Consider the following 12978-nt stretch of genomic DNA (forward strand, 5'->3'; position numbering starts at 1 on the left):
AAAAACAGCACGGGGGCCACACGCGTGTGGCCCCCGTTTTTGATGCCAAGGCCGGTGCCGGAACTCAGCGCAGGTTGGCGCAGTTGGCGTAGAAGGTGGTGGTGGCGGGCCAGTCGGAGAACACACCGATCACACCGACCTGGCGGGCCAGCACGTCGAGCACACGCAAGGTGTCGCCCTCGGTCTTGATCGCCTGGTCAAAGCTCTGGTAGTAGAAGCCGTTGTTGCCGTCGGCCAGGATGCCCGAGCGCTCCAGCGACCAGGCGATCATGTCCAGCCCGGCGGCTTTGGCGTTGCGCGCGTAGGCCGAGGGCACGATGTCGCCTCGGCCATCCACGTCGAGCAACGCAAAGATGGGCGGAGCCACGGTGTTGATGCCCTGGCGCTTGTAGTTCAGCAGCTCGGCTGCGGTGGGCAGATCGGCCACGGTGTTGGCGTCGTCCAGATACACCGCCTGGCGGCCGAAGGCCGGCTCGTTCTTCACCCAGTACAGCACGTCTTGCTGATCAAACGATTGCGGCCACACGTCGCGCGCCGGCACGCGGGCTTGCTTGTATTCGTCGATCATCTTCTGCGCGTAGTCCTGCTGCGTAAAGCCGTCGAACGGCATCGCCACACTGGCGCTCTTGAGCTCGGGTGTCATCTTCACGCCCAGGCTCTTGAACAGCTCGATGCTTTCGCGGTGCGTCATCAGCGTGCCGCTGGTGGGGCCTGCGTAGAGATCGGTGCGGAAGTTGGCCGTGCCACCCTGGAACTCTTCGGGCGTGAGGGCGGCGCGGTTGGATGCGTCCATCTTGCCGCGCAGGGTCTTGAACTCGGCCAGCGTGAGGTCGCTGGTGCGGCATTCGGCGCTGGCGGGGCTGAGTACCTTGCCGTTGGCGTCCAGCGTGGCGGGCACAAAGGGCTTGGTGCACTTGGCGGCCAGCGGCGTGACCAGGATGTTGGTCGTGGTGTGCAAATCGTTCTGCGCGTGGCGGCAGACCAGTTCCTTGTCCTTGGTAAAGGTCACGTCGCATTCCACGATGCCCGCACCCATGCGGGCGGCGGCCACGTAAGACTCTTGCGTGTGCTCGGGGAACTGCAGCGAGGCGCCACGGTGGCCAATGGAAAAGTCGCGTGCCGTGTAGTTGCCGCGCTGTGCGCATTGCTGCAGGCGCTGCTTCAAGGGGCCGTCTTCCAGGTCGTCCATGAGAAAAAACGGGCGCTGGCCCAGTTGCACCTGGGAATAGCGTTCGAAGTGTTGGTGGCGCTTGTCGTGGTGGCGCGGTGAAGCCTGGGCGGCTCCAGCGGCCAGGCTCAGCAAGGCGAGTCCGAGAATCAGTTGGCGCATGGGGTTCCTCTTGGGTGAGTGGATCGGTTGGGCATCGATAGGGTGTGCGAAGAACGCATGGCCCATGCTAGGCAGCACCTGTGCAGCTGGTGTGGCGACACCGTGACAGCCCCATGACACCGGCGACCCACCCAGACTCAGTCTTCCATCGTCTGAGCGCGGGCCAGCAAAAGGGCTTTTTCGCGCGCGTTATCGGCCAGCGCAGCGGCCCGCTCGAAGCTCTCACGGGCTTCGGCCTTGCGGCCCAGCCGGGCCAAAAAATCGGCCCGCACGCTGTGCAGCCATTGGTAGCGCTGCAAGGCCTTTTCTTGGTGCAACCCATCGATCACGGCCAGTCCGGCCGCAGGGCCCTGGGCCATGGACACCGCCACGGCACGGTTGAGCTCGACCACGGGCGACGGCGCCACCCGCATCAGTTGCGCGTACAGCCCGGCCATGTGCGCCCAGTCGGTGTCGGCGGGCACGGGCGCGCGCGCATGGCAGGCCGCAATCGCCGCCTGCAGCTGATAAGGCCCGGCGTTCGGGGCCAGCGCTTGGGCCCGCGCCAATGCCGCCAGGCCGCGCCGGATCAGCAAACGGTCCCAGCGCGAACGGTCCTGCTCGCCCAGCAGCACCGGGTCGCCTTGTGCGTCGGTGCGCGCGGCGGTGCGCGAGGCCTGTATTTCCAGCAAAGCCAGCAAGCCGTGCACCTCGGCCTCGTCGGGCGCCAACCCGGCCAGCATGCGCGCCAGGCGCAAGGCTTCGTTGCAGAGTTCGGGGCGCATCCAGTCGCCGCCACTTGTGGCGGTATAGCCTTCGTTGGAGACGAGGTAGACCACCTCCAGCACCGAAGCCAGGCGCTCAGCAAGCGCATCACCTCGCGGCACTTCAAACGGAACACCCGCCTCGCGCAGGATGCGCTTGGCGCGCACGATGCGCTGGGCGATGGTGGCCTCGGGCACCAGAAAGGCACGCGCAATTTCGAACGTGGTGAGGCCGCCCAGCAGCTTGAGCGTGAGCGCCACCCGCGCATCTTTGCCCAGCACCGGATGGCAGGCGGTGAAGATCAGGCGCAACAAATCGTCGCCGATATCGTCCTGCCGCGCGACATCGAGCGCGTCCACAAAATCGGGCACGGTGAACGCTTCCAGAGCTTGCAGATCGGCGCCGATCTCCTGGTGCCGCAGATCGGCCATCTGGCGGTGGCGCAGGTGGTCGAGCGCGCGGTGTTTGGCGGTGGTCATGAGCCAGGCGGCCGGGTTCTGCGGAATGCCGTCTTTCGGCCAATGTTCCAGCGCCGACACCAGGGCGTCTTGCGCCAGCTCTTCGGCCACACCGAGGTCGCGCACCATGCGCGCCACCACCGCCACGGTGCGCGCCGACTCCAGGCGCCAGACCGTGGCAATGGCTTGGTGAACACCGGAATGCATGGACGTTAACCGTGCCTCACATTTGCGCAGGCGCTGCGGCTTCGTCCATCCAGAAGACTTCCCACTGGTGGCCGTCCAGATCGGCAAATGCGCTCTGGTACATGAAGCCGTGGTCTTGCGGAGCATTGGGTGTGGTCGCACCCGCCGCCACGGCCTTGGCCACCAGCTCGTCCACTTCGGTGCGGCTCTCGCAACTGAGCGCGATCAGCACTTCGGTGGCCTGCTTGGCATCGGAAATCGGCAACTTGGTGAAGCCCTGGAAAAAGGGCTTCACCAACAACATGGCAAAAATGTTTTCGGCAATTTCCAGGCAGGCCCCTTGCTCGTTGGTGAACTGCGGGTTGAAGCGCAGGCCCAGCGCTTTGAAGAAGGCCTGGGACCGCGCCATGTTCTCGATGGGCAGGTTGACAAAGATCTGGCGGATCATGGTGGAGGCTCCGGTTGGTGTTGAAAAAAGGATCAAGGCTTTTCGGCCAGGGTCTTCAGGCTGCTCAGGCCCGCTTCGAAATCCCGGCCAATCATCTGGTCCATGTTGAAGAAGATGCCCATCAGCTTGCTGATGAAGTTGCTGGGGCCGTGCATGGCCCAGGTCACGCGGGTGGTCCCGTCGCTTTGTGGGGCGAGACTGAAGACCACGGTGTTGTGGCCCTCGAAGGGTTCCAGGATGTCGAGCTGCATGGTCACGCTGGCCGGTTCGTCGGCGCCGGTGATGCCTATGCTCCCGCGACCCACGGCCTTGTTGCCTTGCCAGCCGTAACGGGCACCCGGCCCCGCATCGGGCCCGCTGTACGCCATCTTCATGGCCGGGTCTTTGCGGTTGTACGGATTCCAGAGGTTGAATTGGTGCAGGTCGTTGATCAGCGGGAACAGGCGGTCGGCAGACGCGTTGATGGTGGTGCTGCGCTCGACGCGAAACGTGTCCGGGCGGGTCGCCGCGTAGGCCAGCAAAAGAACGATGGCGGCCAGGGCCAGCCAGGCGATGGTCTTGCTCATGTGGACCCGGGAGGTTCGGGTGGTTGGGCTCAGGGTTTGAGGCGTTCGTCGAGTCGCCTGAACGTCTCGACCGATTCGCTGGGCGGAAACTCGTCGAGTTCGATCAACTGGCGCAGCTCGATCACGGCCGCTTTGCCCTGGCCTGCGGGGTTGGGAAAACGCCGACTCCACTCCAGCGCCTCGTCGCGGTTGCGCACCTGGATCAGGGTGTAGCCAGCGATCAGCTCCTTGGCTTCGGCAAACGGGCCGTCCACCACACTGCGCTGGCCGTCTGCGGCGTAGTGCACACGCCAGCCCGTGCGGCTGGGGTGCAGGCCTGCGCCCTCCAGCAGCACGCCCGCGCGCGCCAGTTCCTCGTGGTAGGCCGCCATTTCGCCAAACAGGGCTTCGTCGGGCGCGCTGGGCGGCACCGTGTCGGCCTCGAACTCGGGGCAGGATTTGACGATGATCATGAAACGCATGGTGGATCTCCTGGTGTCCTGGTGGTGTGTTTGCGCATCAAGCCATGAGCGGCTGGATGATGCTGTTGCGGTTGCCTTCGGTGTCCACAAAGGACACATAGCGCCCCACGCCGGGGATGTCCATCGGTTCGCCCAGCAGCTCGCCACCGTGCTGGCGGATGCGCGCCATGGCGGACGCGATGTCGTCGACCCCGATCACCACCGAGGGGTGCTGCATGGGCCAGTCCGGCTTGTAGGGGAACAACCCACCGTTGATCGAACCCAGCGCCGCGTGGGGCGGCATGTGGGGACGCGCGCCGGGCAGCGCGGTGGTGACCAACAGGTACTCGCCCATCTCAGGGCCCAGCATCTCGGTTTTCCAACCGAATGCTTCGCTGTAAAAACGGGCCGCGCGAGCACGGTCTTTGTAGGGCATTTCAAAGTGCACGACGGAACACATGGTGGTGGCAGACATGGATCGCTCCTCAAGTTCCGGGTTGGCGGAAAAGGCGCTGTCGAGCGCTGCGATGTCGAGCTTTTTCATGGCCATCAGGGCGGCCACCATGCGCTGTTTGCCCGGCGAATCTGGCCCATGTATACGCTCCATCAGTTGCTGCGGCACGACCTGCCACGACACGCCGAAGCGGTCGGTGAGCCAGCCGCACTGGCCTTGCGCCGGGTCGGCGGCGAGCGCGTTCCAGTAGCGGTCCACCTCGTCTTGTGTCTGGCAGGTGATCACAAAAGACACGGCGGGGTTGAAAGCCATGGCCTGCGCACCGTTGAGCGCCATCCAGGGCTGGCCGCCGAGCGTGAAGCTCACGGTGAGCACCGTACCTGCCGGCAAGAACATGTCGGGGCCGTAGCGCGAGATCGCTCCGATACGCGAGTCGGGAAACACCGAGGTGTAAAAGCGGGCGGCTTCTTCGGCCTGGTGGTCGAACCACAGGCAGGGTTGAATCGCGGAAATCATGGTCGGGCCTTCGGTCCAAAAGTGCGGCGCAAATCGCTGCGAGCCAGTGCGCCGGGTGTTTCACAAATGACCGCAGAACTCGGGCACCGAGCCCCATTGGTCGTGCATGCCATCCACGTAGGTGATGGGGATGCGGGACAGCTCTTCTTCGGTGACGCCCTCGAGGCAACCCAGGTTGATGCCGTACATGCGCCCGACCGGCGTGTCGTTGCCCACGCCAAACACCCGGACGCCACAATGCCGGCAGAAAAAGTGGTGGTTCTTTTCCGGGCCGAACACGTAACGCGTCAGCTCGCTCTCCCCGGACAACTGCCGAAAACCCGCCGGCATGGCCACCGCTGGCCAGAAGCGGTTGCGCCTACAGATCGAGCAGTTGCAGCGGTAGCTGGACTGGGTGAGATCCAGTTCGGCCTCGACGGCGACCCGGCCGCAATGGCAACTGGCGCGGTAGGTTTTCAGCATGGCAAGACTCCGGTTCGTATCCACACGGTCTGGATCGCAGGCCTGCCGCTCAGACGTCCAGCACCACTTGAAAACCGCCAAAAATGACCCGCTTGCCGTCAAAAGGCATGGGGTTGGTGCCGGGGTTCATGCGCGGGTCTTGCATCATTTTGGCCACGCCCGCGTCCCGGACTTCGCGCGACGGCCAGACGATCCACGAGAAGATCACCGTCTCGTCGGGTTGGCACATCACCGCCTGCGGAAACGAAGTGAGCTTGCCCGGCTGCACATCGTCGCCCCAGCACTCCACCACGCGTAGGGCACCCAACTCTTTGAACACCTGCGCGGCCGTCCGGGCATGTTCTAGAAAAGCCGCCTTGTTTTTTTGCGGCACGGCGGCCACAAAACCTTCCACATAGTCCATGGGTCTCTCCGGTTGCGCAGCTCCATCATGGCGCCGCTTCAATGGGTACGACGAAACAGCGTGCGCGAAATCGACACCTGCAGACCCCGGGAAAACCCTAGACCGCCGACCTCGAACGCTGGCGTGGTGAAAACAACACGGCTCCACCGTGGCTTTACCGCCAGAGCGCTTTCAGCGGGGTATCGGGTGTGAAACGGTGTGCGATCTGGGCCTGCAGCAACTCGGCAGACGCCAGTGCATCGGTGAGCGCGTGGTGGGGCCGGTAGCGTGGCAGGCCGTAGCGCTTGCGGCTGTCGGCAAGGCGGATCGAAAGCGGGGGCGCGCGGCGACCCAGCAAACGCTCGCGCCATCCGATGCGTTGCCCCCGGTGCAGACGCGCTTCCAGCTCCATGGTGTCGATCACCGGAAACTCGATGCCTTCCCCGATGCGCGGGCGCAAGGCCCCGTTCAGGAACTGGTATTCGATGTCGCGGCAATGCACCACCAGCACATGGCCCGCCATGCATTGCAGCACCTCGGCCAGCACGGTCGCCAGATCCGGCGCCTGGCTCACTTGCGAGTCGGTGATGCCGTGGATGGTGACCGACACTTCGCCCAGGGGCACACGCGGTTTGAGCAGCCAGTGCCGCGAAGCGCTGGCTCGGATGCGATCCAGATCCATAGGCACCAGGCCAATGCTGACGATGCCGTCTTTCACCGGATCAAGCCCCGTGGTCTCCACGTCGAGTGCCATCAGCGGCACCTGGGCCATTGGGGTATCGCCCGACACGGCTCCGGCTGCGTAATAGGCTTTGAGCCGCGGATCGCGCGCACTTTGGGCCAGCGCCTCGAAGCGCTGCCGCCAATCGGGTGTGGCGGTTTGGGCACCCCAACCCGGCCCACGGAGCAAGCCCGGGTGCAACATGCTCAGTTCGCCCGGCCCGGCTGGTAGCGGAACTTCAAATAGTTCTGGGCGTCGCCCAGAATCAGAAAGGCATCGCGCAGGCTCTTGCGCTCGAAGGCCGAGAGCTTGTCGGGTTCGATGCTGTTGTCGGGCTCCAGACCGGCGGCCAGGTCGTTGGCCTGGTTGCGGATGCGCACGGTGGAGATGAACTCCAGGGTGTCGTGGATGTCTTGCCCGCGTCCGGGCGGCAAGATGCCCGCCGCGATCACGTCCTGCAAGCGGTCGAACGAGTTCTGCGCCGTGGAACCCACGGCCAGCGCGTGCACGCGGATCAGATCGACCATGGGCGCGGTGCCGCGCCGCTTGAGGTTGATCGCCTGGCTGTGGCGGCCATCGGCCTCCACCACAAAGTCCTTGAAAAAACCCAGCGGTGGCGTGCGCAGCAAAGCATTGCGTGCCATGCAGGCCAGAAAGCGCGAATGGGTCTGGCCCTTTCGGGCCACCAGGCGGCGCAGCTTCTCGGCCCATTCGGTCTGGCCCCAGACACCGTCCAGATCAAAAAAGATGTTGGCGCTCAACAGGGTTTCGGCCGTGGGCTGTTCGATCCACTGTGTGAAGCAGGCCTCCCATGCTTGGAGCGGCTGGCGCCAGCGGCTGTTGGTGGCCATGATGCCGCCGCTGCAGTAGGTGTAGCCGCAGCGCGCGAGACCGTCGCTCACAAAAGCCGCCAACTCGCTGAAATAGGCGTCGTGCAAGGCCGGGTCGAAGCGGTTGTCCAGGATCAGCGCATTGTCCTGATCGGTCACCACCAGTTGCTCGTTGCGCGCCATGGAGCCCAGCGCCAGAAAACAGTAGGGCACGGGCGGCGGACCCAGCTGGGCTTCGGCCAGCTCCAGCAGGCGCTGCTTGAAGCTGCGCCCGATGAAGGCCATGGCGCTGCCCACCATGCGCGAACTGGCGTCTTCGCGCACCATGCGCCCGAAACTGGCGCGCACATCGGCGGTGAGCGCGGCCAGTTCGTCCACCGACGCCTGGCGAAAAATGCTGCTGACCACAAACAGGCTGTTGCGCGATTCGTAGCGGATCACATCGGACAGCGCGACCACACCTATCGTCCGGTTCTTCTTCTGCACCGGCAGGTGGTGCACGTTGTGGCGCAGCATGAGCAGCATGGCTTCAAACAGCAGTTGGTTGTGCTCCAGCGTCACCAGCCCCGAGGTCATGATGTCGGCCACAGGAATGTCGTAGTCCAGCCCTTGCGCCACCAGCCGGGTGCGAAGGTCGCGGTCGGTCACGATGCCGACCAGACCTCCCTGGGGGCTGGGCTCGTCACCGGCGGGCGGCTCAGCGTCCACGATCAAGAGCGCAGAAACACCGGCCTCGGTCATGCGCTGGGCCGCCTCCCGCACGGTGGCGGTCTTCACCAGCGTCACGGGCTCGCGGGTGATCAGGCTCTCCACCGAGGCCGACATCAGCTGGTTGGATTCTTCGCGCCGCGACACCACCTGGCGCAGCCGTGTACGGTCTTCGGTTTCGATCAGATCGGCGAAGCGCTCGTGGTTTTCGAACAGGTCCCCAAACACCGCTTCCGGGATCAGGTACAACAAAGTGTCTTCCAGCGCGGAAACCGGGAAACGCACCTTCTTGCGCTGCAGCAGACCGGCTTCGCCAAAGTAGCCGCCTTCGGTCAGCCGGTTGTACAAAGTGCCGTCGCGGCGAAACACCTCGACCGCACCGCTGCGCACCACGTGCCACACCGTCGCGGTCTGCCCAAATTCGATGATCTGGGTACCGGCTTTGAAATAGCGCACATCGACCGACTGCGCCACCTGGCGCAGCGTGTCTTCGGGCAATTCATTGAATGGGGGAAAGCGCTGCAGAAACTGCAGGATTTCCAGTTGCTCGTCCTGCATGGAATTTCCGGTCTAGCAGATCGCGGGCCGGCGGGCCCGCGATCCGATCATGCGCCGCGCGGTTCCGAGGCCAGGCCTTTGATCACCGCCACCACCGCCACCAGCAATACGATGGTGAACGGGAAGCCGGTGGACACGGCCATGGCCTGCAAGGCCACCAGACCACCGCCCAGGATCAGCGCAATCGCCACCAAGCCTTCAAACAGGCACCAGAACACCCGCTGCGGCGTGGGCGCATCGACCTTGCCGCCAGCGGCGATGACGTCGATCACCAGCGACCCGGAATCGGACGAGGTCACGAAAAACACCACCACCAGCACGATGGCCAGGAAGGAGGTGATTTGCGCCAACGGCAGCACGTCCAGCATCTGGAAGATCTGCAGTGGCAGAGCGGCTTCGGCCACGGCCTTGTAGCCATCGTTGACAAGTTGCGAGATCGCCGTGCCACCAAACACCGTCATCCACAGCACGCAGGCCAGCGAGGGCACGATCAGCACCGAGACCAGGAACTCGCGCACGGTGCGGCCCCGCGAAACGCGGGCAATGAACATGCCGACGAACGGTGACCATGAGATCCACCAGGCCCAGTAGAAAGCGGTCCACCCTTGCGAGAAGTTGGCGTCTTCGCGGCCGACCGGGTTGGCCAGGGCAGGCAGGTATTCGATGTAGGCACCCAGGTTGGAGAAGAACCCCGTCATCAAGGCCAGCGTGGGCCCGACGGCGATGACGAACACCAGCAGCAGTCCGGCCAGCACCATGTTGATTTCAGACAGGCGCTTGACGCCAGCGTCCAGCCCGGCCAGCACCGAGGTCAGCGCAATGAGGGTGATGCCGATCACCAGCACGATCTGGGTGGTATTGCCCAGCGGAATGTCGAACAGGTAGTTCAAGCCCGCAGCGGCCTGCGAGGCGCCAAAACCCAGCGACGTGGCCAGACCGAACATGGTGGCCAGCACGGCCAGAATGTCGATCACGTGGCCCGGCCAACCCCAGATGCGTTCGCCCAGCAGCGGGTAGAACACCGAGCGGATGGTCAGCGGCAGGCCCTTGTTGAACGAGAACAGCGCCAGACCCAGCGCCAGAATGGCGTAGATCGCCCAGGGGTGCAGACCCCAGTGGAAGATGGTGGCGGCCATGGCCAGGCGCTGCGCGCCGACAGCGTCACCGGCGGCTGCGCCCAGGGGCGCCCAGTCGGTGCGCACACCGTTTTCCATCGCGGTGCCACCCATCGCGCTGCCGAAGTGCGACAAAGGCTCGGACACCCCGAAAAACATGAGGCCAATGCCCATGCCGGCGGCAAACAGCATGGAAAACCAGCCGAGGTAGGTGTAATCGGGTTTGGCCTCGGTACCGCCCAGGCGCACCTTGCCCAGCGGAGAAAGGATCAGACCGATACACACCAGCACGAAGATGTTGCCGGCACTGATGAAGAACCAGTCGAGGTTGGTGGTGAGCCAGCCGCGCAGGCTGGCAAACACCGGTTCCACCTGGGTCTGGAAGATCAAGGTCAACAGCACGAAGGTGATGATGGCAAGCGCCGAAATGGCGAACACCCGGTTGTGGATGTCCAGGCCCAGCGGCCCCAGGCTCACAACGATGTTGTCCTGACCGATCTTGTAGTCTGTGTTGATGGGGTTGACGCGCCCATGGGGCTTCATCGGGTCGTGTTTGTCGGTCACAGGCATCCTTTCGCTCGCTGTCGGTCGTTGGCAGCCTGCGGTGGCGGCAAGCGCCCCGCGCGACCACCACGGGGTCCTTTTCAGACTAACACGCCCGTCAACCCCGTGGAAGCACGCATTCCCGCACCCGCCCAGTCCCACAACGAGCTTGCGCGATAGAGGCCGCCCTGTTGCTCTCGGCCATGGCGGTCAATAGACCCACGGCGCCGTCCATCGCTTGCTCTTGTTCGGCAGCGCCAGGGTGGCTTCTAGGGCTGCGACGAAACGGTGCCACCTCAGGCCTGAGATTCGTCGAAACACGGGGCCAGCGAACGCACTTCCACCGTGGCCCATTGGGCAGCGGGACACTGCTGTGCGATCGCCACCGCTTCGTCCCGGTCCACGTTCTGGAGCAGGAAAAAGCCACCGATCATTTCCTTGGCTTCGGCAAACGGGCCATCGAGCAACTGGGGTTTGCCACCGGCCTGGCTCACCCGCACCGCCTGGGCTTGTGAACCCAGGGACTCCACCGCTTTGAGCTTGCCTTGTGCCTGCAGCGTTTCGCCAAAGCGCTGCATGCGCGCATACACCTCGCGGCCTTGTGCCTCGGTGCGGGTGGCACGCTGGCCGGTGGGTTCGATGATCAAGAGCATGTAAGACATGGCATGGCCCCTCTGTGTCGGATCGACGTGTGCCGCCATGCTACACATGCGGGCGGACATGTCACGCGCGATGAAGCCAAGCGGGAATGGGAAAGGTGTTTTCCCTCGTTTTTGCGGATATCGCCTGGGCCCGTTCGGCGCTACAGTGGGCCAGGCCCATCTCGGGGAACCACCCACCAAATCCGCTGCCATGGCCCTCCACGAACTCATCTACGTCAGCTTGGCCGTCCGAGAGATGGACACCTCGGATCTGAGCGCGTTGCTGGACGAATCCAGAGCCTTCAACGAGGCGCACGACATCACGGGCATGCTGATCTACCACCGGCAGGAGTTCATGCAGTTGCTGGAAGGCGATGAGGCCGAGATCCTGGCGCTGTACGAAAAAATCCGCAAAGACGCACGGCACCACGAGGTCATCAAGTACTGGGACGGGCCGATCAAGGCCCGCAGTTTTGCAGCCTGGTCCATGGCTTTCGTGGCACCGGAAGCGTCGGAGCTGCGAAAAAGGCCGGGCTATGAAGCGCTGCTGGAGCAGGGGCTGGCCGCTTCGCTGGGCGATTCAACCGGGCGCAGGCTGCTGGTCATGGTGCGCAAGGATTTTCTGCGCGCCGACGACTGAAGCGAAGCCGCGACGCAGCCACACCGCCACGGCCTCTGCGCCCGGGGTCCGTCCAGGCTACCGGCCCAACGGAGCGGTGGGCGCCCTGGAAAAAGGCCGCACGGGAGCCGCACCTGCAGGGCGCAGGCCAGAACCTAGAACCGCGCCTCTAATCGTGCTGCACCGCAACAAAACCACTTGCGATATCCGGGGTTTACCCTATACTGGGACCTATGCTGCACTGCAACATAAACAGTTTTCAGCAGCCGTAAACCTACCCAGTCACTGTCTGTCACCTACCTAAGGAAACCGAAATGAACAACACCGTCGAACAATTCACCGCCACCCAAAAAGCCAACCTCCAGTCCATCGAAGGCATGAGCACCCAGGCCTTCGCCGGCGTGGAAAAGCTGGTTGAACTGAACATGGCCGCCTCCAAGGCCGCCATCAGCGAATCTTTCAGCCACATGCAGGCGCTCATGGGCGTCAAGGATGCCAAGGAGCTGATGGCTGTCCAAGCTGGCTTCTTCAAGCCCATGGCACAGAAATCCGCCGCCTACTTCCAGCATGTCCAGGGCATCGCCACCGGCGGTAGCGCGGACTTCACCAAGACCATGGAAGCCAAAATGGCCGAAGCGCAGAAAGCCTTCGGCGCTGCGGTTGAGCAGCTGGCCAAGAACGCACCTGCAGGCAGCGAAGCGGCTGTTGCAGCTTTCAAAAACGCGCTGACCAGCAGCCAGACCGCCGTTGAGACGGCCCAGGCCACGATCAAGAAAGCGACCGAAGCGGCTCAGGCCAACTTCACCGCTGCGGCCAAGAAAGCCACTCAGGCAGCCTAAGACCTACGGGCCCTGGCGATACAACGGCACCTTCGGGTGCCGTTGTCGTTTCTGAGCCAGGCCACTGCAGGTGGAAACGCTGGCCCTGCTTCAACGGGCCACGCCACCCCAGCGTCGGACCACGCCGCGCACCAGCAAAAAAGCCAGCGCCAACAGGCCAAAGCCCGCACCCGCGACGAAGGTAAACGCAGCACCGTGGCGGTCCCACAGCCAGCCGGCCGTGCCGCTGGCCAGCAGCAAGGCCAGCCCGCTCAACAAATTGAAGAAGCCGTAGGCGGTGCCACGCAAATCGGCGGGCGCGCTGCCCGCCACCATGGCCGCCAGCAAGCCTTGCGTCATGCCCATGTGCAGACCCCACAGCGCAATACCCAGCCAGACCCCGATGCCCTGGTTGCTGTAGGCTAGCACCACGTCGGCC

14 protein-coding genes and 2 pseudogenes are annotated in these 12978 nt (G+C 64.1%); 2 read left to right on the top strand and 14 right to left on the bottom strand.

Going from position 1 to position 12978, the window contains the following annotated elements; translation table 11 throughout:
- Positions 1-64: 64 nt before the first annotated feature.
- The 13 genes and pseudogenes from ABYB95_RS00095 to ABYB95_RS00155 all read right to left on the bottom strand — a co-directional run bounded on the left by ABYB95_RS00095 (position 65) and on the right by ABYB95_RS00155 (position 11123).
- Positions 65-1330 carry a glycerophosphodiester phosphodiesterase family protein gene (locus ABYB95_RS00095; protein ID WP_372656390.1) on the bottom strand — a complete coding sequence of 422 codons (1266 nt, stop codon included), beginning with the start codon at positions 1328-1330 and terminating at the stop codon, positions 65-67.
- Positions 1331-1467: 137 nt separating this feature from the next.
- Positions 1468-2739 carry an RNA polymerase sigma factor gene (locus tag ABYB95_RS00100; RefSeq protein WP_372656391.1) on the bottom strand — a complete coding sequence of 424 codons (1272 nt, stop codon included), beginning with the start codon at positions 2737-2739 and terminating at the stop codon, positions 1468-1470.
- A 16-nt stretch (positions 2740-2755) separates the two neighbouring features.
- On the bottom strand, positions 2756-3166 hold the full coding sequence (locus ABYB95_RS00105; RefSeq protein ID WP_372656392.1) for a VOC family protein: 411 nt from the start codon (positions 3164-3166) through the stop codon (positions 2756-2758).
- Positions 3167-3198: 32 nt separating this feature from the next.
- Positions 3199-3732, bottom strand: coding sequence for an SRPBCC family protein (locus ABYB95_RS00110; protein ID WP_372656393.1), 534 nt, complete (start codon positions 3730-3732; stop codon positions 3199-3201).
- A gap of 29 nt (positions 3733-3761) precedes the next feature.
- Positions 3762-4193, bottom strand: a complete 432-nt coding sequence (locus tag ABYB95_RS00115) for a YciI family protein (protein WP_372656394.1) — start codon at positions 4191-4193, stop codon at positions 3762-3764.
- Positions 4194-4230: 37 nt separating this feature from the next.
- Entirely contained in the window at positions 4231-4647 is a 417-nt protein-coding gene (locus ABYB95_RS00120; protein WP_372656404.1) for a VOC family protein, read from the bottom strand.
- A gap of 30 nt (positions 4648-4677) precedes the next feature.
- Positions 4678-5142: pseudogene (locus ABYB95_RS00125) on the bottom strand (VOC family protein); the annotation flags it as partial.
- Between the two features lie 60 nt (positions 5143-5202).
- A complete protein-coding gene (locus ABYB95_RS00130; RefSeq protein WP_372656395.1) occupies positions 5203-5604 on the bottom strand; it encodes a GFA family protein in 402 nt (133 codons plus the stop codon).
- A 49-nt stretch (positions 5605-5653) separates the two neighbouring features.
- On the bottom strand, positions 5654-6007 hold the full coding sequence (locus ABYB95_RS00135) for a DUF1428 domain-containing protein (protein ID WP_372656396.1): 354 nt from the start codon (positions 6005-6007) through the stop codon (positions 5654-5656).
- 154 nt (positions 6008-6161) lie between these two features.
- Entirely contained in the window at positions 6162-6911 is a 750-nt protein-coding gene (locus ABYB95_RS00140) for a 3'-5' exonuclease (protein WP_372656397.1), read from the bottom strand.
- Between the two features lie 2 nt (positions 6912-6913).
- The gene (locus ABYB95_RS00145) at positions 6914-8803 is read right to left on the bottom strand and encodes a DUF294 nucleotidyltransferase-like domain-containing protein (RefSeq protein WP_372656398.1); all 1890 of its coding nucleotides are present in this window, start codon (positions 8801-8803) and stop codon (positions 6914-6916) included.
- A gap of 47 nt (positions 8804-8850) precedes the next feature.
- Positions 8851-10482 (bottom strand): BCCT family transporter, encoded by a 1632-nt coding sequence (locus tag ABYB95_RS00150; RefSeq protein WP_372656399.1) that lies wholly within the window; start codon positions 10480-10482, stop codon positions 8851-8853.
- A gap of 275 nt (positions 10483-10757) precedes the next feature.
- Positions 10758-11123, bottom strand: a complete 366-nt coding sequence (locus ABYB95_RS00155) for a YciI family protein (RefSeq protein ID WP_372656400.1) — start codon at positions 11121-11123, stop codon at positions 10758-10760.
- Between the two features lie 190 nt (positions 11124-11313).
- Here ABYB95_RS00155 and ABYB95_RS00160 point away from each other — a divergent pair, with 190 nt between their 5' ends.
- Both ABYB95_RS00160 and ABYB95_RS00165 read left to right on the top strand, forming a co-directional pair.
- Complete coding sequence (locus ABYB95_RS00160; protein ID WP_372656401.1) at positions 11314-11742, top strand: BLUF domain-containing protein; 429 nt, start codon at positions 11314-11316, stop codon at positions 11740-11742.
- Between the two features lie 293 nt (positions 11743-12035).
- A complete protein-coding gene (locus ABYB95_RS00165; RefSeq protein WP_372656402.1) occupies positions 12036-12560 on the top strand; it encodes a phasin family protein in 525 nt (174 codons plus the stop codon).
- A 90-nt stretch (positions 12561-12650) separates the two neighbouring features.
- Here ABYB95_RS00165 and ABYB95_RS00170 read toward each other — a convergent pair.
- Positions 12651-12978: pseudogene (locus tag ABYB95_RS00170) on the bottom strand (MFS transporter); the annotation flags it as partial.

The organism is Hydrogenophaga sp., from assembly GCF_041633695.1.
Taxonomy (GTDB): Bacteria; Pseudomonadota; Gammaproteobacteria; order Burkholderiales; family Burkholderiaceae_C; genus Hydrogenophaga.

Bases quoted from the DNA above. Each gene is read 5' to 3' on its own strand.
- ABYB95_RS00095 (WP_372656390.1), bottom strand. From the start codon at position 1,330: ATGCGCCAACTGATTCTCGGACTCGCCTTGCTGAGCCTGGCCGCTGGA.
- ABYB95_RS00100 (WP_372656391.1), bottom strand. From the start codon at position 2,739: ATGCATTCCGGTGTTCACCAAGCCATTGCCACGGTCTGGCGCCTGGAG.
- ABYB95_RS00105 (WP_372656392.1), bottom strand. From the start codon at position 3,166: ATGATCCGCCAGATCTTTGTCAACCTGCCCATCGAGAACATGGCGCGG.
- ABYB95_RS00110 (WP_372656393.1), bottom strand. From the start codon at position 3,732: ATGAGCAAGACCATCGCCTGGCTGGCCCTGGCCGCCATCGTTCTTTTG.
- ABYB95_RS00115 (WP_372656394.1), bottom strand. From the start codon at position 4,193: ATGCGTTTCATGATCATCGTCAAATCCTGCCCCGAGTTCGAGGCCGAC.
- ABYB95_RS00120 (WP_372656404.1), bottom strand. From the start codon at position 4,647: ATGTCTGCCACCACCATGTGTTCCGTCGTGCACTTTGAAATGCCCTAC.
- ABYB95_RS00130 (WP_372656395.1), bottom strand. From the start codon at position 5,604: ATGCTGAAAACCTACCGCGCCAGTTGCCATTGCGGCCGGGTCGCCGTC.
- ABYB95_RS00135 (WP_372656396.1), bottom strand. From the start codon at position 6,007: ATGGACTATGTGGAAGGTTTTGTGGCCGCCGTGCCGCAAAAAAACAAG.
- ABYB95_RS00140 (WP_372656397.1), bottom strand. From the start codon at position 6,911: ATGTTGCACCCGGGCTTGCTCCGTGGGCCGGGTTGGGGTGCCCAAACC.
- ABYB95_RS00145 (WP_372656398.1), bottom strand. From the start codon at position 8,803: ATGCAGGACGAGCAACTGGAAATCCTGCAGTTTCTGCAGCGCTTTCCC.
- ABYB95_RS00155 (WP_372656400.1), bottom strand. From the start codon at position 11,123: ATGTCTTACATGCTCTTGATCATCGAACCCACCGGCCAGCGTGCCACC.
- ABYB95_RS00160 (WP_372656401.1), top strand. From the start codon at position 11,314: ATGGCCCTCCACGAACTCATCTACGTCAGCTTGGCCGTCCGAGAGATG.
- ABYB95_RS00165 (WP_372656402.1), top strand. From the start codon at position 12,036: ATGAACAACACCGTCGAACAATTCACCGCCACCCAAAAAGCCAACCTC.